29 protein-coding genes and 1 pseudogene are annotated in these 23,821 nt (G+C 59.8%); 20 read left to right on the top strand and 10 right to left on the bottom strand.

From position 1 onward, the window contains the following. Positions 1-322 precede the first annotated feature (322 nt). Together BSU04_RS07945 and BSU04_RS47420 are read left to right on the top strand one after the other, a co-directional pair. Complete coding sequence (locus BSU04_RS07945; RefSeq protein ID WP_256982295.1) at positions 323-826, top strand: OmpA family protein; 504 nt, start codon at positions 323-325, stop codon at positions 824-826. 15 nt (positions 827-841) lie between these two features. Then, a pseudogene (locus tag BSU04_RS47420) lies at positions 842-1,027 on the top strand (OmpA family protein); the annotation flags it as partial. Between the two features lie 140 nt (positions 1,028-1,167). On the opposite strand, the gene BSU04_RS07940 reads toward BSU04_RS47420, so the two are convergent. From BSU04_RS07940 to BSU04_RS07930, 3 genes are read right to left on the bottom strand one after another with little or no spacing between them, the layout of a single operon-like run. Next, positions 1,168-1,671 carry a methylated-DNA--[protein]-cysteine S-methyltransferase gene (locus BSU04_RS07940; protein ID WP_089160086.1) on the bottom strand — a complete coding sequence of 168 codons (504 nt, stop codon included), beginning with the start codon at positions 1,669-1,671 and terminating at the stop codon, positions 1,168-1,170. A gap of 29 nt (positions 1,672-1,700) precedes the next feature. After that, positions 1,701-1,961: a hypothetical protein gene (locus BSU04_RS07935; protein ID WP_089160085.1), complete on the bottom strand. Its 261-nt coding sequence runs from the start codon at positions 1,959-1,961 to the stop codon at positions 1,701-1,703. After that, entirely contained in the window at positions 1,954-2,736 is a 783-nt protein-coding gene (locus BSU04_RS07930; RefSeq protein WP_089160084.1) for a DNA/RNA non-specific endonuclease, read from the bottom strand. The genes BSU04_RS07935 and BSU04_RS07930 overlap by 8 nt, the downstream gene beginning before the upstream one ends. Positions 2,737-3,008: 272 nt before the next feature. Between BSU04_RS07930 and BSU04_RS07925 the strand changes: the two genes are divergently transcribed. Then, on the top strand, positions 3,009-4,115 hold the full coding sequence (locus BSU04_RS07925; RefSeq protein ID WP_179258239.1) for an alpha/beta fold hydrolase: 1,107 nt from the start codon (positions 3,009-3,011) through the stop codon (positions 4,113-4,115). Positions 4,116-4,188: 73 nt separating this feature from the next. Next, positions 4,189-4,509 carry a YnfA family protein gene (locus BSU04_RS07920; protein WP_089160082.1) on the top strand — a complete coding sequence of 107 codons (321 nt, stop codon included), beginning with the start codon at positions 4,189-4,191 and terminating at the stop codon, positions 4,507-4,509. Positions 4,510-4,555: 46 nt separating this feature from the next. On the opposite strand, the gene BSU04_RS07915 is transcribed toward BSU04_RS07920, so the two are convergent. Beyond that, a complete protein-coding gene (locus BSU04_RS07915) occupies positions 4,556-5,587 on the bottom strand; it encodes a DUF2891 domain-containing protein (protein ID WP_089160081.1) in 1,032 nt (343 codons plus the stop codon). A gap of 446 nt (positions 5,588-6,033) precedes the next feature. On the opposite strand from BSU04_RS07915, the gene BSU04_RS07910 reads away from it, so the two are divergent. Continuing rightward, the gene (locus BSU04_RS07910) at positions 6,034-7,329 is read left to right on the top strand and encodes an MFS family transporter (RefSeq protein ID WP_089160080.1); all 1,296 of its coding nucleotides are present in this window, start codon (positions 6,034-6,036) and stop codon (positions 7,327-7,329) included. 129 nt (positions 7,330-7,458) lie between these two features. On the opposite strand, the gene BSU04_RS07905 is transcribed toward BSU04_RS07910, so the two are convergent. After that, entirely contained in the window at positions 7,459-8,811 is a 1,353-nt protein-coding gene (locus BSU04_RS07905; protein ID WP_089160079.1) for a type II toxin-antitoxin system HipA family toxin, read from the bottom strand. Continuing rightward, a complete protein-coding gene (locus BSU04_RS07900) occupies positions 8,811-9,068 on the bottom strand; it encodes a helix-turn-helix domain-containing protein (protein ID WP_089160078.1) in 258 nt (85 codons plus the stop codon). The genes BSU04_RS07905 and BSU04_RS07900 overlap by 1 nt, the downstream gene beginning before the upstream one ends. 479 nt (positions 9,069-9,547) lie before the next feature. On the opposite strand from BSU04_RS07900, the gene BSU04_RS07895 reads away from it, so the two are divergent. Then, positions 9,548-10,204, top strand: a complete 657-nt coding sequence (locus BSU04_RS07895; RefSeq protein WP_089160077.1) for a hypothetical protein — start codon at positions 9,548-9,550, stop codon at positions 10,202-10,204. A gap of 6 nt (positions 10,205-10,210) precedes the next feature. Here BSU04_RS07895 and BSU04_RS07890 read toward each other — a convergent pair whose 3' ends face one another. Beyond that, on the bottom strand, positions 10,211-10,408 hold the full coding sequence (locus BSU04_RS07890; RefSeq protein ID WP_089160076.1) for a hypothetical protein: 198 nt from the start codon (positions 10,406-10,408) through the stop codon (positions 10,211-10,213). 62 nt (positions 10,409-10,470) lie between these two features. Further along, positions 10,471-11,547 carry an AraC family transcriptional regulator gene (locus BSU04_RS07885; protein WP_256982294.1) on the bottom strand — a complete coding sequence of 359 codons (1,077 nt, stop codon included), beginning with the start codon at positions 11,545-11,547 and terminating at the stop codon, positions 10,471-10,473. 225 nt (positions 11,548-11,772) lie between these two features. On the opposite strand from BSU04_RS07885, the gene BSU04_RS07880 reads away from it, so the two are divergent. The 13 genes from BSU04_RS07880 to BSU04_RS07825 all read left to right on the top strand — a co-directional run bounded on the left by BSU04_RS07880 (position 11,773) and on the right by BSU04_RS07825 (position 21,794). After that, positions 11,773-12,906, top strand: a complete 1,134-nt coding sequence (locus BSU04_RS07880) for an acyl-CoA dehydrogenase family protein (protein WP_089160165.1) — start codon at positions 11,773-11,775, stop codon at positions 12,904-12,906. Between the two features lie 443 nt (positions 12,907-13,349). Continuing rightward, entirely contained in the window at positions 13,350-14,093 is a 744-nt protein-coding gene (locus BSU04_RS07875; protein WP_089160074.1) for an IclR family transcriptional regulator, read from the top strand. A gap of 57 nt (positions 14,094-14,150) precedes the next feature. After that, complete coding sequence (locus BSU04_RS07870) at positions 14,151-15,209, top strand: cyclase family protein (protein ID WP_089160073.1); 1,059 nt, start codon at positions 14,151-14,153, stop codon at positions 15,207-15,209. Positions 15,210-15,227: 18 nt separating this feature from the next. Then, entirely contained in the window at positions 15,228-15,929 is a 702-nt protein-coding gene (locus tag BSU04_RS07865; RefSeq protein WP_089160072.1) for an SDR family oxidoreductase, read from the top strand. 1 nt (position 15,930) lies between these two features. After that, positions 15,931-16,221: a 3-hydroxyacyl-CoA dehydrogenase NAD-binding domain-containing protein gene (locus tag BSU04_RS48745; RefSeq protein ID WP_089160071.1), complete on the top strand. Its 291-nt coding sequence runs from the start codon at positions 15,931-15,933 to the stop codon at positions 16,219-16,221. After that, a complete protein-coding gene (locus BSU04_RS46300) occupies positions 16,112-16,351 on the top strand; it encodes a hypothetical protein (RefSeq protein WP_179258236.1) in 240 nt (79 codons plus the stop codon). The genes BSU04_RS48745 and BSU04_RS46300 overlap by 110 nt, the downstream gene beginning before the upstream one ends. A gap of 77 nt (positions 16,352-16,428) precedes the next feature. Then, entirely contained in the window at positions 16,429-17,757 is a 1,329-nt protein-coding gene (locus tag BSU04_RS07855) for a short-chain fatty acid transporter (protein WP_089160070.1), read from the top strand. Between the two features lie 30 nt (positions 17,758-17,787). After that, positions 17,788-18,072, top strand: a complete 285-nt coding sequence (catC, locus tag BSU04_RS07850) for a muconolactone Delta-isomerase (RefSeq protein WP_089160069.1) — start codon at positions 17,788-17,790, stop codon at positions 18,070-18,072. 20 nt (positions 18,073-18,092) lie between these two features. Further along, positions 18,093-18,389, top strand: coding sequence for a YciI family protein (locus BSU04_RS07845; protein WP_089160068.1), 297 nt, complete (start codon positions 18,093-18,095; stop codon positions 18,387-18,389). A 287-nt stretch (positions 18,390-18,676) separates the two neighbouring features. After that, positions 18,677-19,060, top strand: coding sequence for a DUF427 domain-containing protein (locus tag BSU04_RS07840; protein WP_089160067.1), 384 nt, complete (start codon positions 18,677-18,679; stop codon positions 19,058-19,060). A gap of 201 nt (positions 19,061-19,261) precedes the next feature. Continuing rightward, entirely contained in the window at positions 19,262-20,590 is a 1,329-nt protein-coding gene (locus BSU04_RS07835) for an LLM class flavin-dependent oxidoreductase (protein WP_089160066.1), read from the top strand. A gap of 231 nt (positions 20,591-20,821) precedes the next feature. Continuing rightward, on the top strand, positions 20,822-21,391 hold the full coding sequence (locus BSU04_RS07830) for a TetR/AcrR family transcriptional regulator (protein ID WP_089160065.1): 570 nt from the start codon (positions 20,822-20,824) through the stop codon (positions 21,389-21,391). A 175-nt stretch (positions 21,392-21,566) separates the two neighbouring features. After that, positions 21,567-21,794, top strand: coding sequence for a hypothetical protein (locus BSU04_RS07825; protein WP_089160064.1), 228 nt, complete (start codon positions 21,567-21,569; stop codon positions 21,792-21,794). A gap of 213 nt (positions 21,795-22,007) precedes the next feature. Here the strand turns inward: BSU04_RS07825 and BSU04_RS45260 are convergent, their stop codons facing one another. Further along, complete coding sequence (locus BSU04_RS45260) at positions 22,008-22,268, bottom strand: hypothetical protein (protein ID WP_144021158.1); 261 nt, start codon at positions 22,266-22,268, stop codon at positions 22,008-22,010. A 141-nt stretch (positions 22,269-22,409) separates the two neighbouring features. Between BSU04_RS45260 and hfq the strand changes: the two genes are divergently transcribed. After that, a complete protein-coding gene (hfq, locus tag BSU04_RS48740; protein ID WP_089160062.1) occupies positions 22,410-22,739 on the top strand; it encodes an RNA chaperone Hfq in 330 nt (109 codons plus the stop codon). 269 nt (positions 22,740-23,008) lie between these two features. On the opposite strand, the gene BSU04_RS46295 is transcribed toward hfq, so the two are convergent. Continuing rightward, positions 23,009-23,584 carry a DUF6572 domain-containing protein gene (locus BSU04_RS46295; protein WP_089160061.1) on the bottom strand — a complete coding sequence of 192 codons (576 nt, stop codon included), beginning with the start codon at positions 23,582-23,584 and terminating at the stop codon, positions 23,009-23,011. Positions 23,585-23,821 lie beyond the last annotated feature (237 nt).

The raw sequence follows: 23,821 nt of genomic DNA, 5'->3' as shown, positions 1-23,821 counted from the left end.
AAAAAGCGGCCGCATTCGCGGCCGCTTTTCATTTCCCGCGCAGTAATGATGCGTCAAAAGTTTTCTGATTGTTCACGTTTATCGGTTGTTTCATAGATTGTCTGAAAGTGTTTCGAAAATTAGGAATTATCCAGTTAGGAATGCTAGTTTTTGCGTGCTAACATGCCGCGCGATTTCGGATTCCAGATCATTTTCGAGATCCGGATCGAAGGCTTGAGGCGAATAAGGTGGCTGTGAAAATCGGGTAACTGTCTGATGACCCATCCAGTGCGCATTTGTCTCGATATCTCAGTCACACGTCAATTTAAGAATGGTAAACAAGATGTCCAATAAACTAATCGCTGCAGGTCTGTTGTCAATCGGTGCGCTTGCTGGCTGCTCTACCGCTTCGGGCCCGACTTTCAACGCAAACGAGATCAAGACAGCCAATGGCGCGCAGGTTTATCGCGTCGAATGTCATGGTTTGTTCGAAGGTGTGGCGGCATGCGTGAAGCAAGCCCAGAAAATTTGCGGCGACAAGCCCGCGTACAAGCTAGAAACCATGGAACGCCTGCGCGCCCCGTCTGAAGACGCGGCCGATCCGCGTATCCTGACGTTCAAGTGCGGCGCGCCCGCTCAGCCGGAAGTCGCACCGCCGCCGGTACCGGCACCCGTGCCGCAAGCCGCTGCGGAAATGCCCCGCCAGATCGATTTGAGCGGCGACGCTAACTTCGCGACCGACAGCGCCTCGCTGACGGCGAAAGCGACCGACACGCTCGACGAGTTCGTGTCTGCTGCCCAGGGCGTGACGTTGCGCCAGGTTGCAGTTGCGGGCTACACGGATTAGACGGGTTCGGCGTCGCACAACCGTCAGTTGTCGCAACGCCGTGCGGAATCGGTGATGCAGTATTTGAAGAGCCACGGCCTGCGTTCGCAAAACTACACGGCGCAAGGGTTTGGCGCGTCGAATCCGGTTGCATCGAACTCGACCGTTGCTGGCCGCGCCAAGAATCGCCGAGTGGAAGTTCGCGTCAGCACGCAGCCATAATCGATGTAGCAGGCTCAACGCCCCGGATGCTGTTGTCAGGCGTCCAGAAGCGTAAAACCCCCGCAGACGCGTCGCGCCTGCGGGGGTTTTTTGATGCCTGTACCCGATCTATCGGTTGCTGTTCTGGACGTTGAGGACATTCAGAACAGCGTGAGTTGCGCGCGTCCTGGCCCACCTTCAAGCGTCAACAGGTGTTGCTTGCGCTCTACGCCACCCGCATAGCCGGTCAGCTCGCCATCGGCGCCTATTACGCGATGGCACGGCACGATGATCCCCACGGGATTGCGCCCGTTCGCTCCACCCACTGCTCGCGACGCCCCTGCGGCCACACCCATCCGGCGCGCAAGATCGCCGTAGGTCCAGGAGGTGCCGAACGGGATCTCTTGCAACGCCGCCCACACACGTTGCTGGAACGCGGTGCCGTTGAGCCGCAGCGGTACGGAAAATACCGTGCGCTCACCGGCGAAGTACTCGGCGACCTGTTCCTTCGCCGCCATGATCGCACGTGACTTTGGCGCCCCCGTATCGATGAGACCGGCGGGAAAATGCTTCTGGCCGACGAAGAACAATCCCGTCAGGCAGTCGTCCTCCGCGCGATACGCGAGGTGGCCCAGCGGACTCGGTGCAATGTGGCATTCGATCAAGATACGTCTCCGGCCAATTTTTCTATCGCTCAGATGAACGGATTATCCGTCTTGTCCGCTGGCTTCGGCGGTTCATCGGCGAGTTTCTCGGGCAAGCCTGCGTCATTCTGCAAGGCATCGACGATGGCGTTTACCGCCTTTTGCAGCACAAGTGCCGTGGTCAAGCCAGTCTTGTCGCGTACGATTTCCAGGTCACCGGAAATGGAGAGGCGCGCGGTGTCGTTGGCGATCACGAGCGCGTCGCCGTTGATGTTGAGGGTATCTGTATCGTTGGCAAATGGCTTAAACACCTTTTAGTCCTCCAATGCGTTGGTCTTTCAGTGTGTCCGGAATGCCTGGAAATTGCAGCCCGCTCATGGCTTCAAGCTCGCGGACCGTCTTGACCGTGTATTCGTTCGTCGGCGTGTTGTCGACCACCACGGCGAACGCCAGGTCTCGTCCCGGCAAATACACTACCTTATACAACTGCGTGGGCACGAGCACACGCGACTCACCAATCGTCTGCAACTGCCGTCCGGAAAACAGGGGCCCCGTGACCACGTAGGCATCGCCGGATTGCTCCACCAGGCGCCGCACGGACTGTTCTATACGCGACCAGATGCGCCGGTTGTTCGACGGATTTTGCGGAACGACGTTCGCGAGCGAAAACGATTCCGCCATGCCCTTCTTGTCCCAGCGATCGCCCGCCGGGCTCATATGGCCGCGATCGTAGCCGCTCTTCTTGTAGTCCGAGAGCGTGGCGCTGTCGCCGGGCGCCAGTTTTTTATCGACGAAAAAACGGTTGGTGCGGGTGTTGTCGCGGGCATCGTCCATGTGCTCCGCCGTCAAGTGTTCCGCCGACCACAACGGCCCGTGTGTCACGCCGGAATGCAGGACAGTGAAGTCGGAATAACAGAGTTGCTGCGTCGAGACGCGCATCTTCGCATTGGCGACAATGGGCGCGCGGCCACCAGGGCTGAACTGGGGACAGTCGCTGGCCGCAAGGGCATTGAGGGACACGGTAGCGCCGAGCGCGGCCAGTAGCGGTGCAAGATACGATGCAAAAAACGTGAAGCGGATTTTCATGCGGCGTGCGAGGTCGGGTTTCGTCGAGGCGGGAGTATAAGGCGCTGAGGTACATCACGTGGCGATGAGATCAATGAGATCGACGGTATTCATGTTGTCGGCGGCCAAGACGCGCAAAACGCACACGCGATAAAATTCTCCCGCCGTCGCATGGCGCATGCATCGTGGGGCCCCGACCGACCGACCGACCGACCGACCGACCGACCGACCGACCGACTTTGCTTTGACTTTGCTAGTTTCTCCCTTGTTTCCATTTGCGAGCTTCCGCGCCCATGACTTCGATTAGCCGCATGCTTTGCGCTGTTTTAGCTTTAGCCGTATCGATTGCATCGCCTGCTTTCGCGGATTCCACTGGTCCCGCCACTTCCAACGATGAGGCTGCGTCCTCGCCACCGGTCGCTTCGTCTCCGGCACCGTCCGACAACGACGGTCCTGCGTACGGCCCCGAACTCGAGGGCTTCGACTATCCGTATCCGGTCGGCCGGTTCGCGATTTCATCGCAGCGGCAAATCGTGCGCATGGCGTATATGGACGTTGCATCCAAGCGTCCTAACGGACGGACCGTGGTTCTCCTGCACGGCAAGAACTTTTGCGCGGCGACATGGAAGCAGAGCATCGACGTGCTCACCGAAGCGGGGTATCGCGTGATTGCGCCGGACCAGATCGGTTTTTGCAAATCGACCAAGCCGGTGCGTTATCAGTACACGTTCCAGCAACTGGCGCGCAATACGCACGCGTTGCTTGCGGCGCTTGGCGTGAAAAAAGCGACGCTTGTAGCGCATTCCACGGGCGGCATGATTGCGGTGCGATATGCGCTGATGTATCCGCAAGAGACCGAGCAGCTTGTGCTGGTGAATCCAATCGGGCTGGAGGACTGGAAGGCGAAGGGCGTGCCGTCCATCCCGATCGATGACTGGTACGCGCGCGAGCTCAAGACCAGCGCCGACGGCATTCGCAAATATGAGCAAGCCACGTATTACGCGGGTCACTGGGACGCACGTTATGAGCCGTGGGTACAGATGCTGGCAGGGATGTATCGCGGGGCGGGCAAGGACGTTGTTGCCTGGAATTCGGCCTTGCTCTACGACATGATTTATACCCAGCCCGTCGTGTATGAGTTCGGGCAGATCAGGACACCCACTTTGTTGCTGATCGGCGATAAGGACACAACCGCGATTGGCAAGGATCTCGCACCGCCGGAGATCCGGCCGACGCTCGGGCGCTATCCAGAGCTGGCTAAACGTGCGGCGGAGGCGATCCCCGGCGCGAAACTGGTCGAGTTTGCGGAGCTTGGGCATGCGCCACAGATGCAGGACCCGCGCGCGTTTCATCAGGCATTGCTCGCAGGACTGGCAGCGCTTGGTGGGAATGGCAAGTGAGAGGGCGCTTGTAGAAAATGCTTGTAGAAGTCACCTCTCAATCCCTCGTGCGCCCGAAGCTCCGCCTCCCTATATGAAGACATTCCTGCTGTATGTGGTGACCGCCATTGCCGAGATAGTGGGCTGCTATTTACCCTACCGATGGTTGAAGGAGGACGGTTCGCCCTGGCTTCTCATCCCCGGTGCGCTGGCGCTCGCACTCTTCGCATGGCTGCTCACCCTGCATGCCAGCGCCGCCGGTCGCGTATATGCCGCGTACGGCGGCGTGTATATCGCCGTGGCGATCATGTGGCTATGGATCGTCGAACGGATTCGCCCGACAAGCTGGGATCTTGCCGGCGTCGCGATCGCGCTTGCCGGCATGAGCGTGATCGCGTTTCAGCCGCGCGGGTGAGATCGAGGCTGAGCGTTGGTCCGGAGCGGCGTAGGCGTCGAACCAGTCAGGCCTCCAGCGCCAGCAACGCAAAGGTCGCAAGCCAGTGTTCGCCCATGTAGTCACCCGCCACATGCGCCAGGCCCGCCGTCAGATGAGCGTTCGCCGTGGCATCAAGCAAGCCGATACGCACGTCGCCCGCCGGCAGCGCACGCGCGAGCGAACGCTGGCACCACGCGCGGCTGAGGTTCAGGCCGTCGAGGTGCGCAAGCTTGCCGTCGCTGCGATCTGACACGGTGGCCGGCACAAACAACGTGACGGGTTCGCTCGCGTCCAACCGGGGCAGGAAGCGATCGAACCAGCCGGCGAATTCGGCTGGGGGCAACACCCGCCGCATCAACTCGGCTTCCATCAGCGATGACGATAAAAACTCGTCGCCGCCCGGTTCCCACGCCTGACAACCCGCATCGTTCAGATACCACCGGCGAGCGGTATCGACGATCAGCGTTTCGAACGCCGTGTCACCCACCTGGCGTGCATAACCGATAGCCAGCGTCAGCGCGAATGCCGTATTGAAATGCGTGCCCACGCGCAGCGGATACGTCAACTTCGGCAGGTACTCCGTAAAGCGCTCGACAAATGCGTGCGCAAGCGGCGCCAATGCCACGGACCAGCGTCGGCCTTCTGCTGACTGCATTGAGTGAAGCTGGCCGGCAAGCGAGAGCAGCCACGCCCAGCCGTAGGGCCGCTCGAAACCGCGTGCCTCCGGACGCTGCAAGTACGCGACTTCGGCGGCGACATGGGTATCGGTGAAATGCGAGTCGATCAACGCACGAATGTCTGGCGCTTCCGGCAACGTGGGGAAGCGCTCGACAAGCCGCGCGATCAACCAGTACCCGTGAACGCACGAGTGCCAGTCGAAGCTGCCGTAAAAGATCGGATGGAGGGCGCGCGGGCCTTGTGCATCGGCGGCGCTGCCCATCACGTGGTCGAGCTTGTTCGGGTACTCGCGCGTCAGATGGCCAAGTGCGAGCCGGGCAAATTTTGATGCCAGGGCGGCGTCGAGCGTGTGATGCGTTTGATGGGACTGCGGGTTCATGCTGTTCTCCAGAAAATCCGAGCGTCCGCAATTATGGCAAGACTTCGGCTCAGGGAACCCGTGAATAGAGAGAGCCACCCCACGGGCAGGGGACCTTTTTCATGACTTAGGGTAATTACCATGTGCTTTCAATTTTAATATTCGTAATGTCTTATCCCGACCGTTCCATGTTTCACTCAGTTGGCCGCGAACCGTTGATCCAGCGGGAATGCAAAGCCAAAAAGGGCTTTGTGAAATCTCTCTCAATTCATGTACTGACAAAAAACTTTCGATGAAAGTGAATATGTAAGCTGAAATTTGGCTGGCTGTCATATTGCATCAACCTGCATCTCGTCGTATAAACTTGCGCGCCAACGCCGCTCAAGGCGGACCGTTGCCGGTATCAGACCGGCGCAAGAGCGGCCACAAGCCGCCGTTTTCAACACGCGACAGGAGCTTCACGCAGCATGGCCGACACCGTCCTCTCAACTTCAGCCGACACCCGGCGACGCGTCCTCGCGATCGTCGGCGCCTCATCGGGAAATCTAGTCGAGTGGTTCGACTTTTATATCTACTCGTTCCTCGCGCTGTACTTCGCGCCGGCGTTCTTTCCAAGCGGGAACCCAACCACGCAGTTGCTCAACACCGCGGGCGTGTTCGCAGCGGGCTTCCTGATGCGGCCGATTGGCGGCTGGATGTTCGGCCGTATCGCCGACAAACACGGCCGCCGCACCTCGATGATGATTTCCGTGCTGATGATGTGCGCCGGCTCGCTCGTGATCTGCTTCCTGCCGACCTACGCGAGCATTGGTGCGTGGGCGCCTTTCTTCCTGCTGATCGCCCGGTTGTTTCAGGGCTTGTCGGTGGGCGGAGAATATGGCACCAGCGCGACCTACATGAGCGAGGTGGCGCTGCAGGGGCGGCGCGGTTTCTTCGCGTCGTTCCAGTACGTGACGCTGATCGGCGGACAGCTTGCCGCGTTGCTCGTGCTGGTCGTGCTGCAGCAGTTATTGTCCACGGAAGAATTGAGGGCGTGGGGTTGGCGTATCCCGTTCGGGATCGGCGCGCTTGCGGCGGTCGTGTCGCTGTATTTGCGGAAATCGCTCGATGAAACCACCACGGCCGAAACCCGCAAGCTGAAGGAAGCCGGCACGCTTCGCGGTCTCATGCAACATAAAGGCGCATTCCTTACCGTGATTGGTTTCACGGCGGGCGGATCGCTGATCTTCTATACGTTCACCACGTACATGCAAAAGTATCTGGTGAACACCGCCGGCATGCATGCGAAGACGGCGAGCAACGTGATGACCGCGGCGTTGTTCATCTACATGATCATGCAGCCCGCATTCGGCGCATTGTCGGACCGGATTGGCCGGCGCAAGTCGATGCTCTGGTTCGGCGGCCTCGCCACTTTCTGCACGGTGCCGCTTCTGTATGCGTTGAAGGACGTCACGAGCCCGTTCATGGCGTTCGTGCTGGTGGTGATTGCGCTGGCCATCGTGAGTCTCTACACGTCGATCAGCGGACTGATCAAGGCCGAAATGTTCCCCGCCGAAGTGCGCGCGCTGGGTGTGGGTTTGTCGTATGCGGTCGCGAACGCGGTGTTCGGCGGTTCGGCTGAATACGTCGCGCTGTTCCTGAAATCGATCGGCAGCGAGTCGACCTTCTACTGGTACGTGACGGCACTGTGCGCGATTTCCTGGATCGTCTCGTTGCGGATGCGCGATTCGTCGAAGGAAGGGTACTTGCGCGACGTGCCGTGATGGCGTGCGGCAAACCAGGCGTGAGCCGGGTTTGCTGCTAAATCGCACACGTTGCACGTTGGAATGGATTGCACTGCATTGATGGTCCGATGGATTGATTGCGACGCTCGGGCAACCATCATGCAACTGTCATGCAACTAACCTGGCGGGCATCGCGTCGAGTGCGGCTACGGTCCTGCGTAGTCCCTCGAAGATGCGGTCAGCGACCTTGGCCGGAAAACCTTCCGGCAACTCAGCCGACACACGTTCGATAACACCGGGCGTGCGCGCAATCAGCCGCTGGATGATCGGCTCCGCATCCTGTCCATATGAGCATCGCGGCGCCATTGCGTTGAAGTGGCGGCGCTGGATATCGCGGAAAGCGTAGTGACGGTTCTTGCCGGACACAGCCATCGCAAGCCTGGCCCTGAACCACGACCACTGGTTCGCTCCCTTCCCCTCGACCGGCCAGATGGACATGACGTCATAAAGCGGAGTCAGGCGATACTGTCCGCCCGCCAGAAGCCGGATGCTGAAGTTCTTCGCGTGCCCGTCCGGGGCTGCCAGCAACCAGAAGAGGATCTGCGTGCTCAGCAGCGTTTCGATGTCCTCCTTCGCTGTCTCGGATTGCTGGAGCACTTGCGCCAGGTCGATCACGCCCGGGCCGCCTTCGCTCTCATACTTTTTATGCGAGGGCAACCCCATCACCTGGCAAAAGTCCTCTTGCGGCAGCCGCAAGATCCACTTGCCGCTTGAGTGCATCTGACGGTCAAAGCGTTTGACGCTTAGCGCACGTTGCTTGCCGAAGGTCTTGATCTCCGTTTCAGCGACCGGTACGCCGTAGGCCTGCAGGAGATGCATGCACAGCCATTCGTTTTCGACCGACGTGGTGAGGTCCGCGCGCCGGTTACCCACCAGGCCGAGCGGAAGCTTCAGGATATGCGTCGTGGGCGTGGCGCCTTGAGGTTTCATCCACTGGCCTTCGTGCCAGAGGAGCGCCGTCTTTTCCTGGGCGCCAGCCAGGGAAATCCGGAAGTCGTCTTCGTCATCCTGGGGGCCAAAGGTGCCGCTGCCGGCAGTCTGGTTCAGGAGCGTTTCGATTTCCCCGTCACTGAGCGGGGTACCATCGACCTGTTCGACACCCGTGGGCTCCTCATCAACGCCCAGGAGTTGGACTGCGCCAACGCAGTCCCGGCCAATGGCCTGTAAAAGATCAAATGCATCCAGCGTGTCGGTGCGGAATCTCCGGCCGATTCTCTTTCGAATGGCCTCGCTGTCCGGCAAGAGGTTGTCGAAATAGTTAAGTACCCGGTCGCCTTTGAGCGGGGCGTTGTCGAGCGGGATGGGCAGCGATAGCGAAAGGGGCCGGCTGAGGTCGGAGGCGGCCCACTCGGGGTCGTAGGCGAGTTCCATCGGGCCGCGAGTGGGGATGCGCCAGACGCCCATTCGTACGCCGTTGACCCATACTGACAGCGCGCGGGAATGTGGCTTGCGTCCTGCCATTACCATTCCAGCGCCGACGCGGGGGAGGTTGGAGCGGACGAACCCTTGTCCAGAACCTGGAGTTGCAGCTCGTATGCACCCAAAAGCGTCAGCAACTGACTAAGTGTCAACGTGCCGGAATCGGCCTCAAGCGTGGATATGCGACTTTGGCTGACGCCAAGCCTGGAGGCCGCTTCGGCTTGGGTGAGGCCTGCGCGCCTACGGCCGGCCGCGAGAATCTGACCCATCTGGTAGGGGGTTGCGATGGTCTGCTGCATGATAATTATCTCTCACACGAATAAATGCAGTTTATGTCTGTGACAGATATCTGTCAAATATTCGTTTGGCAGATATCTGTAGGTTATCTGTTATATGAATAAATGACTTTTATTCGTGTGGCAGATCTTCCTGAGGAAGGCGCCCTGGCATCATCCGACCGACACCGGAGTTGAACGAATTGATCAAGCGGGATTGAGCGGATCGACCTCCACCGTGTACCCTTACCCCGTGTCCTTGTGGTACGGGACGCGCTTAAACAACGCAATATCTAACGATTTTGCGGGTTTTTACCGCCTGGTCAGACAAAACGCGCATTATTGATATAACGGTAAGATTGCGGTCAGATGCCCACTTAGGCGACGCCCCCGATCACGATCCGGCTCGTCGCCGTGATGACGGGCTCGCCAGGACCTAAGCGTGAAGCGCATGTGAACCAGCTGCGCGGCGCTTGCGAGTCCGTCTGCTTGGAGACTAGCCCATGGAAGATTTCGATGAAACGCTGTACCTCGTGTGGCAAGCCAACCTGAATGTGCTCGCAGGATCGCCAGCTGGCGGCGCGAGGATTGCCCGCATGATGAGTTTTTCCCCGTCGTACATGAAACTGATCCTGGCCGGAAGGCGTGATTTCAGTGAGGAGTTCGTGCGCGGGGTGGAAACCGTCACCGGCTTGCCGCCGCGCTGGCTTGACGAGCGCCGCGACCGGCGCGACATTCCGCCTGAGACCCAGCGCGCCATGGATGAGGAAACGCCCGCTGCCGTGTTCCGCGGCAATGCACACCCGGCGCCCAAGCGTCCCGTCCTGCGTGGGCCGGAACCGCTGCTCTCTCAGACGGAAGCAACCCGGCGCGTGGCCGACCAGGCGCTCCAGCAAGTGGAGACGCATCGGCGCGATCAGATGTTCCGGCGCAACCGCGACCTGTTATTGACCGACCTGCGCCGCGTAGAGCGGCAGCTTTCGATGGTCCAGCTCGATGGCATTAATGCGAAGGCGGAGGATTTGCGTGTGTCGGGAAAACTGGACGATCCTGTGAAGGCCGATCTCACCGGGCGGATCGAGCAGATCGACAAACACCGGGCGATGCTGATGCAGCATGTCGAGAAGCTGGCCCTGCTGCTGACCGGTCTCGACGACTAGAGCGGGCTAATGCGTCCGTTTGCCGTGGCTGCCGTGGCTGCCGTGACGCTTCGGTTCTGCGCAAGGTTCGTGATCGAATGAGATTGCGACCGGGTCGCTTGCGGGAAAACTCTCGTCCAGCGCTTCGTCCAGGGCGGCTTCGCGATGATTCGCGTCTACGGGCGCTTCACGCTTGCTGCGTGGTGGTGTTTTCGGTTGCGGCATGGCAACGCTCCTTCAATGGACCAGCAGATTTTCACTATAGCAGCGCGACCGGGTGCGTGTTGTCATGCTTCGGCATCTACGACGGCACCTATGCCGCGATACGCCGCCGGCCGCACCCCTGTCCACTTTTTGAATGCGCGATGAAATGCGCTGGGTTCTGCGAACCCGAGCGCATGCGCGATCTCCGCGATGGTCTGCGTGGTATCGGCAAGCCGCGCGATGGCGAGATCGCGCCGCAGCGCATCGCGGATCGACTGATAGGTCGCGCCCTCCTGTTTCAGGCGGCGTCTTAGCGTGGCTTCGGCCATGTTCAGCGCCGCCGCAATGTCTTCGCTATCAGGCCAGTCGACGGGCGGTGCCTGCCGCAATTTGCGGCGGATCCGCGCGGCGAGCGAATCGGGATTGCGATATTTAACGATGAAATTAGCCGGCGCCTCGCGCAGGAAAACCTTCAGCGTCGCCGCCGTCTGAACGACCGGCAACGTGACGCAGTCCGGCGCGAGATCGACGTGCGATGCCGGTTGGTCGAAGAACAGTGCGTCGCAGAACATCAGCCGGTATTCGGCGGCCGCTGCCGGTTCCGGGCAGCGCAGATGCGCGGCCAGCACCGGGATTCGGCGGCCGACCAGCCAGCACAACAAACCATAGATCATGATGAACGCGGTTGCGTAAGCGAGCATCGGGCGCGGTGAGTGGGTGGAGGGCTGCGCGGTGTCGACAAGGCGAATTCTTACGCGTGTTGCGTCGGTGTCGATTTCGCATCGCAGGTCGTCCAGCACGAGCCGCAGGAAACCCGCGATGCGGGTCAGCGCCTGAGCTCCGTCGCGCGAACCCAGCGCTGCATGACAAAGCAGCGCGAAGCTGCCACGGCGCATCGGATGGCTGTCCTGGCCGAAGAATTCATCGTCGAGCACGTCTGCGACGGCGCTCCATAAGCGCCCGTATTGCGCAGCCGATACACGGGCGAGCGGCGCCGCGAGCGTGGCGGGGGTGATGCCCGCTTGCTCCAGCAACGCCACGCGTGCCACGCCGCGACGCTCGGCGCACCGCAGCGCTTCTTCGACGAAATCCCCAGCTATGGTCCCGCGTTCGTTGCCTTGGCCGCGTGGCGTCCTGGGAGCGGGCGGAGCCTCAGTCACGGCCGGCCTGGGCCGCTGATCGCGCGGACTTTGCGGTGTTGGGGTAGTCACTAGGTGGCGCATTCGCTCAGGAAGCTTGATCGTTTCAGGCATCGGCAGACGGATGAGTCACGCCTAGAATCTGGCGTGAGGCTATTTGCCATCCACTTCACCGTTCCACCGCTTAAGCGCAGCAGTGTAAGCCCAGTGCGTTTTCCCGTATTTCACACGAGCCAGACCATCATGATCGACAGCTTCCTGACCGATGACCAACGCATGATCCGTGACGCCGCGCGCGATTTCGCCACCGAAGTGCTGGCGCCGCACGCGGGCCAATGGGACCGCGATGCCGCCTTGCCCGACGAAGTCGTGCGGCAACTCGGCGAACTCGGCTTGCTTGGCATGATCGTGCCGGCCGAATGGGGCGGTACGTTCAGCGACTATGTGGCGTATGCATTGGCTATCGAAGAAATCGCCGCGGGTTGCGCCTCGTGTTCCACGCTGATGGCCGTGCACAATTCTGTCGGCTGCGGACCGATTCTCGCGTTCGGCACAGAAGCGCAAAAGGCTGAATATCTGCCGAAACTGGCAACGGGCGAGATGATCGGCGCGTTTGCCCTGACCGAGCCGCAAGCCGGATCGGAGGCCAATAATTTGAAGACGCGTGCCATTGAACGCGACGGCCAGTGGGTGCTTTCCGGCGCGAAGCAGTTCACGACGAACGGCGCGCGCGCGGGCATGGCGATCGTGTTCGCCGTCACCGATCCGGAGCTTGGAAAGAAGGGCTTGTCGGCGTTCATCGTACCGACGAATACACCGGGCTTCAACGTCGGGCGGCCCGAGCACAAGATGGGCATTCGCGCCTCCGATACCTGCCCGATTTCGCTTGAGGACTGTACGATTCCCGCGGCCAACCTGCTGGGCGCGCGCGGCGAAGGCTTGAAGATCGCATTGGCTAATCTGGAGGGTGGGCGCATTGGCATTGCGGCGCAGGCGGTGGGGATTGCGCGCGCCGCATTCGACGCCGCGTGTGCTTATTCGCATGAGCGCGTGCAGTTCGGCAAGCCGATCAAGGAGCATCAGTCGGTAGCCAACCTTCTCGCCGATATGCAGACCAGCCTGAGCGCTGCGCGTCTGCTGGTGTTGCACGCCGCGCGCATGCGCACCGAAGGATTGCCTTGCCTGAGTGAAGCGTCACAGGCGAAGCTGTTTGCGTCGGAGATGGCGGAGCGGGTTTGCTCGCAGGCGATCCAGATTCACGGTGGGTATGGTTATCTGGAAGACTATCCGGTCGAGCGTCATTATCGCGATGCTCGCATCACGCAGATCTACGAAGGCACGAGCGAAGTGCAGCGCATGGTGATCGCGCGGCAGCTTTAGGGCGCACGGGATCCCGGGTGATGTCATGTTGAGACAACACTGATTAACACCTTCGACTCAGGCGGTTTAGAAGCGGCGAAGCCTCTCGCGAAGGCTTCGCCGCTTTTTTCTGGCTCCCGGATACACTCACTTTCGGCTCCCGCGAAGACTCACCCTGATCCCGGGTCACGCTCCCGAATAGACTCACCGTTCGCGTCCTGCAGGTTCTCACCGGTCGTGGCTATTCGATCGCGTGAAGAAAACAAATGCTTATGGAGTCGATGATCAAGCCTCGAACGGGGAAATTTATAAGGATAGCTATCTGTTTAAGAATTACCCATGCAATGAAAGAGGCAATCCGGTTCTCGTGACAGTGGGCGGCTGATTTCTCTGCAGGCGCACATTTCTAGGTGTATACCCCAAATCTCTTGCGCTAAAGTTATCGATATACCGATAATATTGTCATGGATGTGAAAACTGCAGTGCGCGTCTTTGACGTGATCAACCTATTTGCTGAAGTCCGGCAACCGATGATCTACAGCGAGATTGCGCGTCGAACCGAAATCCCTTTGTCGAGTTGTCATGCGCTTTTGCAGACGATGGTGGCGAAGGGTTATCTCTACGCGCCGGGCGTGAAAGCAGGTTATTACCCGACGCAGCGCTTGTTGCATGTCGCACGCGACATTTGCAGCGAGGATCCGCTGACGCTGCTGTTCCAGCCGTTGCTGACAGCGTTGCGCGACGCGACGGGCGAAACGGCCGCGCTCGCGACGCTCGCGGGCACTCGGGTTGTCTATCTGGACGTCATGGAATCGCGCCAGAAGATTCGCTACAGCGACGAACCCGGCGGTTTCATGTACGTCCACGCCAGCGCGGCAGGCAAGGCGCTGCTCGGCGCGTTGCCGGTGGATGCGCGCCGGCGCCTGCTCGACAGTTGTGAGCCGCTGAGCGCGTCGACGGACGGTTCGGTGATCGATCGCGCGGCGCTTGAGGTGGAAGTGGAGCAGGGCGTGACACTCGGTTGGCATCGTTCGACCGGAGAGAACGTCGAGGACGTTGCAGGCCTGGCGAAGGGATTCTCGATCCACGGCGAAGCGTTCGCGCTCGTTATCGGCGGCCCGAAGGCTCGCCTGCTGAAGAACCAGGAGCCCGCGGTCGCGGCGCTCCTCGATATTTTCGACCGGATACCACAGGCCTTGATCGGCTAGGGACAGTGGGGTTTTTGGCCGCGCCGGCGGCTCAGGACGTCGTGCAAGGAGAAGAACATGCAGGATCAGAGGCGCTGGAAGAATCGGCCTGACGGCTCGAACTGGGGTGATTTTGGTCCCGACGATCAACTCGGACGAACAAACCTGATCACCACGGAACAGGTGCTGAAAGGCGCGCGCGAGATTCGCGCCGGCCTGAGTTTCTGCCTGTCCCTGCCGCTGGATTATCCGGGCGACAGCAAGCTGAATGTGCGCCGCCATCCGCCGGTCTTGCGGCCAACGACCAAGGACGGTTTGCCCTACGTGAACTTTCCGTTCGCGCGCATGGAGGAACAGGCGACCGACGTCGTCAGCGACGATCAGGTCCTGATGAGCCTGCAATATTCCACCCAATGGGACTCGCTCGCGCATGTGGGCGCGCTCTTCGACGCCGACGGCGACGGCGTGGCGGAAAGCGTCTACTACAACGGTTACAAGGCGAACACGGACGTAGTCGGGCCAATGGAATACCGTCGCGAGGACGCGTTTGCACCGCACGAATGCGCAAGCGGACATAGCCACGCAGACGCGCTCGGTATTGAAAATCTCGCGGTGAAGGGCATGCAGGGACGCGGCGTTCTTGTCGATCTCGTGGCGCATTACGGGCGCGAGCATCGCACCGTGGGTTACGACGAACTGATGTTCGCCATTGACGCAGACAAGGTACAGATCGATCGCGGCGACATGCTGTTGCTACGCACCGGGTTCGCTGAACTCGTGCTGGAGATGAATCGTCATCCCGATGAAGCCGTGCTCAATAGTCAGTGCTGCGCACTCGACGGCCGCGACCAGCGGCTGTTGCAATGGCTGACAGACTCGGGCATTGCCGCCCTGGTAGCCGACAATTATGCGGTCGAGCGTTATCCCGCACGTCCGGCGCAAGGTCACTATCCGCTGATGCCGCTGCATCATCATTGTTTGTTCAAGCTCGGCTTACCGCTTGGCGAGCTCTGGTATCTGCGCGATCTGGCGGCATGGTTGCGCGCCAACGCACGCTCGCACTTCATGCTCACGGCGCCGCCGCTGCGTCTGCCGGGCGCAATGGGTTCGCCCGTGACGCCGATCGCAACCGTTTGATTTCATAAAGCACACGATATGACACGAGAACGAGTTTTGATTACCGGCGGCGCGGCCGGGATCGGTGCGGCCTGCGCCGAGCGCTGTGAAGCGGACGGTTTCGAAGCCGTCGTGATTGACCGGGTGGGCAGTGGCTTCATCGCCGATCTTTCGGATACCGAAGCAACCGAGAAAGCACTCAATCAGGCGCTTGCGGGAGGCCCGATCACGCGGCTGGTCAATAACGTCGGCGTGGTGGTGCCGGCCGGCGCAGGTGAACAAAGTCTCGAAGAACTCGAGCTCGCGTGGTCCCTTAACGTGCGTTGCGCGATGCAGTGCATGCAGGCGCTCCTGCCAGGCATGCAGGCCTCGGGTTTCGGCCGTATCGTGAATATGTCTTCGCGTGCAGCGCTAGGCAAGGAACTACGTACAGCGTACTCGGCGACCAAGGCCGCGTTGATCGGCATGACACGCGTATGGGCCCTGGAACTCGGCCGTCATGGCATCACGGCGAACGCGATTGGCCCTGGCCCTATCCGCACTGAACTCTTTAATCGCGCGAACCCGCCGGACAGTCCGCGTACGCGCGCGATTGTAGAGAGCGTGCCGGTGAAACGCGTGGGCACGCCGGAAGATATCGCGCATGCCGTGTCCTATTTCCTTGATGCCCGCAGCGGTTTCGTCACCGGCCAAGTGCTCTATGTCTGTGGCGGCATGACGGTCGGCGTAGCGGGAGTCTGAGATGAGCACGGCTGATATACGGCGTGTGGCGACCGTGGGGGCGGGGAGTATTGGCGTCGCGTTCGCTGTGGTGTTTGCGCGCGCGGGATGGCCCGTGCGTCTCTTCGATCCCGACGCGTCGCGCCGCGATGCTGCACCGGGAGAAATCAAGCAGCGCCTGGATGAACTAGCGGGCTTTGGATTTGAATACGCGTGGCGGCATCAGTTCGCACGCGCAGAAGATGGGGCCTGCATACGAACGGACGGGCGAAGAACGCGGCCAGCACGATCCGTGGACACCCGAGCTGGTTGAGATGGTGACTCAGGCAAGGCGCACGGCGGTGCCGCTTGAACAATGGGAAGAACGCGTGGCATGGCGCGACCGCGCATTGATGGCGCTGGTCCGCCACCGACGGTTGGCGGCTTCAGGCAACGATTCCTGAGAGCCGAACTACCGGTGGCTTTCCAGCACCGACATGAATAAAAAATTCGCTTAACTAAATAATACAGAGACATTTCAATGCAGAAAATAACGGGATTCTTCACCGAACTGATGCGCAAGTATTTGCCCGATCCGTTTGTATTTGCCATCGGGCTGACCCTTCTCACCATGGTCCTTGCCGTAGTGGTGCAGGGTCAGGGCATCGTGGCGCTGACAACGAGCTGGGGCAAGGGATTCTGGACGCTGCTCGCGTTCACCACGCAAATGGCCGTGATCCTCGCGATGGGTTACGTGCTTGCGACCGCACCGCTGACGCAGCGATTCCTCGACCGGATCGTGATGCGAGTGCACGATCCGCGCATGGCGATCATTGTTGCAACGCTGGTGGGTGGCATTGGCAGTTATCTCAACTGGGGCTTTGGCCTGGTGATTGGAGGCATTGTCGCGCGTAAGTTGGCGCTCAATGTGAAGGGTGTGCATTACCCGTTGATCATTGCGTCGGCCTATAGCGGCTTCACGCTTTACGGTCTTGGTTTGTCGGCGAGTATTCCCGTGCTCATCTCAACCAAAGGTCACCCGATGGAAGCGCAGATGGGCGTGATTCCGCTCTCGGAAACCATCTTTTCGCCGACCATGCTCATCACCAGCCTGGTCGTGCTGATCACGCTGCCCTTGCTTAATGCGTGGCTGCATCCGAAGCCGGGTCAGCCGGTGACCGAGATAGACCGTACGCTCGAGGAACGCCCGCGAGCAGCTCAAGCGGCTGTCCCTGCCGACGACGAACACACATTTGCCAGCCGCCTGAACAACAGCCGGTTGCTGAGCGGTTTGATTGGATTGATCGGCGTGGTCTATGTGGTGCTGTATTTCCACGGCGGCGGCACGATGGATCTGAATCTGATCAACTTCATCATCCTGTTTCTTGGCATCATCTTGCTCGGCACGCCGATCCGTTACGTGGAGAAACTCAACGAAGGCATCCGTACGATCAGCGGCATCATCCTGCAATATCCGTTTTACGCGGGCATCATGGCGATCATGGCGTCGTCGGGACTGGTCAATACGTTTTCGGCGTTCTTCGTCAAGATCGCGACGCCGCATACGTTGCCATTCTGGGGTCTCATCAGTTCGTTCTTCATCAATTTCTTCGCACCTTCAGGCGGCGGTCATTGGGTCATCCAGGGCCCGTTCATGATCGAGGCGGCGAAGGCGATTGGTGCGTCCGTGGGGCATACGGCCACTGCGGTCATGCTCGGCAATGCCTGGAACGACTTGATCCAGCCGTTCTGGATCCTGCCGGCGCTCGCGTTGTCGAAGCTCAAGCTGAAGGACATCATGGGTTATACCGTCATCATGATGTTCTGGATCGGCTTGGTTTATACCGTCGCGATTCTTGCTTGGGGCTAGGCAGTCCAATCATCTTCCGGAGGTTCGATCATGTTGTTCCTGGTTCATATGGTGGTACAGATTCCTCTCGACGCCGACACCGAGCTCATCAATAGCCTGAAGGCCGACGAGAAAGCGTTCTCGCAAAAGCTGCAGCAGGAAGGGAAGTGGCGTCACTTGTGGCGCGTGGCGGGGCAGTACGCGAACTACAGCGTCCTCGACGTCGAGTCCAACGACGAACTGCATACGTTGCTCAGCTCGCTGCCGCTCTTTCCTTACATGGCGATCGAGGTCACGCCGCTGGCGCAGCATCCGTCGGCTATCGCGCAGAACTGAGGTCGATAAGAGGAGGGGTCATGGCGTTCATTATCGAAACGTGGGACAAGCCGGGTCACGCCCCGCTGCGCATTCAGGAGCGCGAGGTGCACCTGGCCTATCTCGAAGCGAACAAGGCACTGTTGCTTGCGTGCGGCGCGAAACTTCAGGACGACGGCAGTAACGCGGGAGGCGGCTTGTATGTAGTCGACCTCGACACGCGTGAGGAAGTCGAACGTTTCATCGCAAATGACCCGTTTGCGCTTGCCGGTCTATTCGAGCGCGTCACGATTACACGCTGGCGCAAGGCGTATGTAGACGGCAAGGGTTATTTATAGACCTTACCGCGCCAAGCGGCGTGACGAACAGCAAGCAACGCAATTCTTTCGCTAATATTTCTGTTGACTGACTGTTCTGCGTGGATTCCTCGCACCCCAGCTTATCTCCTTCTTGATAACGAAACCCTCCCGTCCTGGGGACGATCCGCCAGGACGGCGGTAACAATGCGCAAACACGGGGGGTACACGGCAAGAAAACGCGCTTTCCGATACCCTGCAGTATTCGTGGTTAACGACTATCTCACTACGCTGAGTCCGTTCACCCTTGCTTCAAGGAGCGCGAAGCCATGCAGACCAAAACAGTCAGGATTCCCGGGCCCGATCACCCCATCACGATCGAGCCCAACCCGGCACGCATCACTATCTCCATAGGCGGTCGGGTTATTGCAGACACGCGCGAGGCACTGACATTGCGTGAAGCGTCATATCCGGCGGTTCAGTACATTCCGCGTAAGGACATCGACATGTCGCTGTTGCAGCGAACGGACCACGCGACCTATTGCCCGTACAAAGGGGATTGCTCGTACTACAGCATCCCGCTGGGTGGCGAACGCTCCGTGAATGCCGTGTGGACCTATGAAGACACTTATCCTGCAGTCGCACAGATCAAGGATCATCTGGCTTTCTACACGGATCGCGTGGACAAGTTCGACGTGCAGCCGGCGGGCTGATACGGACACGCGGCGTCGCCGTTGAAGTCGTATGCATCGATGACGCCACACGCTTGCCCAAAGACGACCGACCAAGCCGTTCTTGCATCGATAGCCGTTTGTGCACGCTTTCGCCATTCGACGTATTTTATCGATGACACTGCGAGCGCAGCGTTTGCCTCGCCGTCGAGGCATTCTTATCAACGCTGGAACGAAAATCCCATGACCACGCAACGTCGCTTGCGGCTCGGCGCTTTCATGCGCCCGGCCACCATTCATACCGGAGCCTGGCGTTACCCCGGCGCCTTCCCGGACGCCAACTTCAATTTCGCGCATCTCAAGCGTTTTGCGCAGACGCTGGAGCGGGGCCGTTTCGACGCCTTCTTCATGGCCGACCATCTGGCTGTGCTCAACATGCCGACCCAGGCGTTGAGGCGAAGTCACACAGCCACGTCGTTTGAGCCGCTGACGTTGTTGTCGGCGCTTGCGGCGGTGACCGAGCGCATCGGCCTGATCGCGACAGCGTCCACTACGTTCGACGAGCCTTATCACGTCGCGCGCCGCTTTGCCTCGCTCGACCACCTGAGCGGCGGGCGCGCCGGGTGGAACCTGGTCACCACGGCCAACCCGGACGCGGCGCTCAATTTCGGTCTGGAAGAACATGTGGAGCATGGCGAGCGATATCGGCGGGGCCGGGAGTTCTTCGATGTCGTGACCGGTCTCTGGGATAGCTGGGCTGACGACGCTTTCGTTCGCGACGTTGAAAGCGGCACGTTCTTCGAACCAGACAAGATGCATGTGCTGAACCACAAGGGCGAGAACCTGTCGGTGCGCGGACCGCTTAATATCGCGCGACCTGTGCAGGGCTGGCCGGTTATCGTGCAGGCGGGGTCGTCGGAAGCGGGCCGGCAGATCGCGGCCGAGACGGCGGAAGCCGTGTTTACCGCGCAGACCACGCTAGCAGACGGTCAGCGGTTTTACGCCGATATCAAAGGACGCATGGCGAAACTCGGGCGAGATCCCGAACATCTCAAGATTTTGCCGGCGGCGTTCGTCGTGGTCGGTGATTCGCTGGACGAGGCGCTGGAAACGCGGGCGCGCCTTGATAGCCTTGTTCACTACGACAGCGGTATCGCCTCGCTCTCAATCATGCTTGGCCACGATGTCTCAGGCTTTGATCCCGACGGGCCGTTGCCCGCGATACCTGAGACCAACGCAAGCAAAAGCAGCCGCGAGCGCGTGATCGAATGGGCGAGCCGCGACAATCTCACGATCCGCCAGCTTGCGCAGCGGGTCGGCGGTTATTCGGGGCTTGAAATGATCGGCACGCCCACGATGATCGCGGACCAGATGGAGCGATGGCTCGTGGAGGACGGATCCGATGGCTTCAACGTGATGTTCCCCTATCTGCCGGGCGGACTCGACGATTTCGTCGACAAGGTCGTGCCTGAATTGCAGGCACGAGGCATTTTTCGACGTGAATACGAAGGCGTCACGTTGCGGGAAAATCTCGGATTACCGAGGCCCGGCAACCGGTTTTTCGAGGCCTAAAAAACGGATGACGCTGTCTGGCTGAGGCGTCATTGGGAAACCAGGATTGCGTCCGGAAAATTGTTTCGCATGCCTTAATATTGTTCATTTTATTCTGGAAAATGACAGGAACAGGCCAGCGACGATGAACACTGCGCCTACTCAGCTCGCGCCTGTGCCATTCCCGTTCTGCATTAAGATTGATGTCCCGGGGGTGGCTATGGTCATCCCATCACAGGACAAACGAAGGTCATGGGACATTCACAGGCAGAGAAGGCGGCAACGCATCAGCGAATCGTCGATGTGGCGGCACGACGCTTTCGGGAACTAGGGCTGGACGGCATTGGCGTGGCCGACGTCATGAAGGAAGCCGGCATGACAGTCGGCGGTTTCTACAAGCATTTTGAATCGCGTGACGAACTCGTGACCGAGGCGCTCGAGGTTGCATTCAAGAGCCTCGACGTATGGGAAGCACGGGCAAGAAACCTCGCCCAGGCGGTGCGCGATTACCTGAGCGAGGCGCACCGCGATGCCCCTGGCCAAGGCTGTGCGCTGGGCGCGTTGCTCGGTGATGTCGGTCGCAGCAACGACGCTACGCGCGATGTCTTCACTGAACGGGTCAAGCACAATCTTGCGTTTTCCGAAGGTTTGCTCGACATTGCGGACCCGGCCGAGCGCCGTGCCCGCGCAATGCTGCAACTGAGCGCCTGTCTCGGTGCGATCGGGTTGGCGAGAGCGGTCTCGGACCCGGCTTTGTCGAAGGAGATCCTCGATGGCGTCGCCGGGCAACTGATGCCCTTGCTGCCAGGGCCACCGGCTTGAGAGAACACATTGCGCGAGCCGCGCTACAGCCGAGCGTGAACCGCCTTAGTGGAAACAATCCTTGAAGCGGTGCGTGCAATACATTACATTCGACCCGTTGTCTGCCTGTCGGTCATCAGCATGGGTCTGGGTGGCTGGCAACCGAATGCTGAATCGTGCTCTTTGGAGATTGACGATGAAAGTGCTTAACCTGATGTGTGTATCCGCAATCTTGCTCGGCGCGTCCGGCATGGCCGCGGCCCAGGGCAACGGCAACGGAGGCTCGGGCGGCGGCAACGCGCATGGCGCTGCAACGGCCGGTCCGACCACGGGGGGCGATAATGACTCCACGCCGGGAAGTTCGAGAGGTAAGCCCCACCTGTTCAAGCACAAGCACAAGAAGCCGGCAACTCCCGCTCAATAAGGCCGGAAGTAAGCATTCAGGCACCGCTCGTGTTAGCCGGTGGCGAACGTAAAAGGCTGTTGCGATTCGGGAAGCCGAGCGTGACGGCCTTTTTGACGTTTCCGCCATTTGAACGGCGGATCGCCTCGGAAAGCCGCGCGCCCCGATCGACCGCGTGTTCGATGAAACTCAGTTTGCAGGACTTTTCAGCAACCGCGTGGAAATTGCCCGCTATTACGCGCCGCGTCGCACTGCGCGGCGCCGGCCGGCGAGAGTTTGTCCGGTTTTGATCTTGTTCATCTTTACAGTCATGCCCACGCGATATTCCAGCGGGTTAGTATTGGATACGCAGGTACGGGCGTTTTTATCGGGCTTGCGAATAGCCGGTAACCGATTTTTCGCGCGAAGTTTGAACTCCCGGGAGCGGCGTTGCTCGAATGGGGGCAAACGGTGCGCGGCGTCACCATCTGGCATCATGGCGTTATCGAGCGGCAAGAAACGGTAGCATTCGGTCAGCGCACGTCGTTTCTCCAGGACTCAATAGTGAGTCCGACGGCCGCGCACCGTGTAACGCATCAAGATTCTGGTGGATGTCTGCCGGAACAGTCTGAAATACTAACGTCAGGTCGAATGAGAATGGCTACAGAACCCCAGCAGCAAAGTCAGAGCGACGTGCTTAACGCCGCCCGCAAAGAGCGTAAGCGTGTCGCAATTTTCCTCGTGAACGGGGTACGCCTGGTTGGCCACATCGAATCGTTCGACCAGTATCTGGTCATGCTGAGTTCCGCCGCCGGCATCCAGGCGGTGTACAAGCACTCGATTTCGACCATCCAGGAAGACACCGGTAAAGCGTTCAACGCCGGAGCAGCACGCACCGGCGCGGGCGCTCCGCGGGACGCGGACTCAAGGCGTCCCGTGGCCATTTCCCATAAGCGGCGCTTACCGACGAATATGGGCAACGAATGACATGCCCGGTTCTGCCCCGGGATGAAACCGGCGCGTGAACCAATGTGTTGTGTGAAAAGCCGGTTCAGGCTCTCCGGACCGACAGATCGGTGAGGACTTGGGGACGATGCGCAGGACCACGGCGAACGTTGTTGCGCCGGCCCGAGTTCCCCGCCGAGCATGAAAAAAGGCGAAGCCTAGTAGGGCTTCGCCTTTTTTTAGTTTGTCACCGTTTCGTCACAATCGAGCATACGGTACCGACGGCGTTCACCTTGACCGCTCGCGCGTTCTTATCGTCCCGAGGACGTTTTCTTGCGCATCACCAGCACTGCGCGCCGTCCGGCATGGACGATATCTTCGCGCTGCTTCTCTTCAGCACTCGGCCGCGTTGCAAGATCGATCGCGTTAAGAACCGATTCAACCGATTCAACCGATTCAACCGATTCAACCGATTCAACCGATTCAACCGATTCCAGCCGCGTGTCAGCGGCAACTTCCGCGTCGCCTATCTTTGCCTCGGCATCTGCGGCCAGCGCATGCCGCACGTCAACCGTACGGCACCGGACGTCAAAACCGCCCGCGCGGATAAGCGTCTCGCGCGTCTTCCAGAAAACCTCGGCCGAGCGGGTCATTGGGCGCATGGCAACGTATTCAATAACCACCGGATAACCGCGCACCCGCGGGTAAGCCGCGAGTAATTGGCCCGAACGGATGTACTGCGTGTAACGATCGATCTTCTTGGTCAGCAGCGCAAAATGCGTTACTTCGTCGTCCCAGTCGAGGTCGTCGAAAATGCCGACGTACACGCGCTTGAACAAAATGTTCACGCCGACGTAATCGATAGTGTCCACGTCGAGAAGAGACATGGTATTTCCCCAGCGCCCGATGCCGGGCAAAGATTGCAGGAGCCTATTGTAATGGACTGCGCCATCCTAAATAAGTACGCGGAGCATGATTGCAACAGTGTACGGCCTTCAGGCTTTACGACTTCTAACAAGCTACGAAATTGATTGTTTTGGTGCACAGATCAAACCGCAGTGTTGAAATAGGAGGATACCTAAAAATAAGCCGGATTGATTGACAGGCTCCATCTCGAAAAACAA

The organism is Caballeronia sordidicola (genome assembly GCF_002220365.1).
In the GTDB taxonomy this organism is placed as follows: Bacteria; Pseudomonadota; Gammaproteobacteria; order Burkholderiales; family Burkholderiaceae; genus Caballeronia; species Caballeronia sordidicola_C.
This window is presented reverse-complemented; position numbering and strand designations above follow the sequence as displayed.

What these genes read in the sequence shown, in the direction of transcription:
- BSU04_RS07930 (WP_089160084.1), bottom strand. Translation starts at nt 2,736, where the DNA reads ATGAAAATCCGCTTCACGTTTTTTGCATCGTATCTTGCACCGCTACTG.
- BSU04_RS07945 (WP_256982295.1), top strand. Translation starts at nt 323, where the DNA reads ATGTCCAATAAACTAATCGCTGCAGGTCTGTTGTCAATCGGTGCGCTT.
- catC (WP_089160069.1), top strand. Translation starts at nt 17,788, where the DNA reads ATGTTGTTCCTGGTTCATATGGTGGTACAGATTCCTCTCGACGCCGAC.
- BSU04_RS07840 (WP_089160067.1), top strand. Translation starts at nt 18,677, where the DNA reads ATGCAGACCAAAACAGTCAGGATTCCCGGGCCCGATCACCCCATCACG.
- BSU04_RS07855 (WP_089160070.1), top strand. Translation starts at nt 16,429, where the DNA reads ATGCAGAAAATAACGGGATTCTTCACCGAACTGATGCGCAAGTATTTG.
- BSU04_RS07915 (WP_089160081.1), bottom strand. Translation starts at nt 5,587, where the DNA reads ATGAACCCGCAGTCCCATCAAACGCATCACACGCTCGACGCCGCCCTG.
- BSU04_RS48745 (WP_089160071.1), top strand. Translation starts at nt 15,931, where the DNA reads ATGAGCACGGCTGATATACGGCGTGTGGCGACCGTGGGGGCGGGGAGT.
- hfq (WP_089160062.1), top strand. Translation starts at nt 22,410, where the DNA reads ATGGCTACAGAACCCCAGCAGCAAAGTCAGAGCGACGTGCTTAACGCC.
- BSU04_RS07900 (WP_089160078.1), bottom strand. Translation starts at nt 9,068, where the DNA reads ATGCAGCAGACCATCGCAACCCCCTACCAGATGGGTCAGATTCTCGCG.
- BSU04_RS07905 (WP_089160079.1), bottom strand. Translation starts at nt 8,811, where the DNA reads ATGGCAGGACGCAAGCCACATTCCCGCGCGCTGTCAGTATGGGTCAAC.
- BSU04_RS07895 (WP_089160077.1), top strand. Translation starts at nt 9,548, where the DNA reads ATGGAAGATTTCGATGAAACGCTGTACCTCGTGTGGCAAGCCAACCTG.
- BSU04_RS07875 (WP_089160074.1), top strand. Translation starts at nt 13,350, where the DNA reads ATGGATGTGAAAACTGCAGTGCGCGTCTTTGACGTGATCAACCTATTT.
- BSU04_RS07825 (WP_089160064.1), top strand. Translation starts at nt 21,567, where the DNA reads ATGAAAGTGCTTAACCTGATGTGTGTATCCGCAATCTTGCTCGGCGCG.
- BSU04_RS07910 (WP_089160080.1), top strand. Translation starts at nt 6,034, where the DNA reads ATGGCCGACACCGTCCTCTCAACTTCAGCCGACACCCGGCGACGCGTC.
- BSU04_RS07845 (WP_089160068.1), top strand. Translation starts at nt 18,093, where the DNA reads ATGGCGTTCATTATCGAAACGTGGGACAAGCCGGGTCACGCCCCGCTG.
- BSU04_RS07835 (WP_089160066.1), top strand. Translation starts at nt 19,262, where the DNA reads ATGACCACGCAACGTCGCTTGCGGCTCGGCGCTTTCATGCGCCCGGCC.
- BSU04_RS07865 (WP_089160072.1), top strand. Translation starts at nt 15,228, where the DNA reads ATGACACGAGAACGAGTTTTGATTACCGGCGGCGCGGCCGGGATCGGT.
- BSU04_RS07920 (WP_089160082.1), top strand. Translation starts at nt 4,189, where the DNA reads ATGAAGACATTCCTGCTGTATGTGGTGACCGCCATTGCCGAGATAGTG.
- BSU04_RS07830 (WP_089160065.1), top strand. Translation starts at nt 20,822, where the DNA reads ATGGGACATTCACAGGCAGAGAAGGCGGCAACGCATCAGCGAATCGTC.
- BSU04_RS46295 (WP_089160061.1), bottom strand. Translation starts at nt 23,584, where the DNA reads ATGTCTCTTCTCGACGTGGACACTATCGATTACGTCGGCGTGAACATT.
- BSU04_RS07925 (WP_179258239.1), top strand. Translation starts at nt 3,009, where the DNA reads ATGACTTCGATTAGCCGCATGCTTTGCGCTGTTTTAGCTTTAGCCGTA.
- BSU04_RS07890 (WP_089160076.1), bottom strand. Translation starts at nt 10,408, where the DNA reads ATGCCGCAACCGAAAACACCACCACGCAGCAAGCGTGAAGCGCCCGTA.
- BSU04_RS07870 (WP_089160073.1), top strand. Translation starts at nt 14,151, where the DNA reads ATGCAGGATCAGAGGCGCTGGAAGAATCGGCCTGACGGCTCGAACTGG.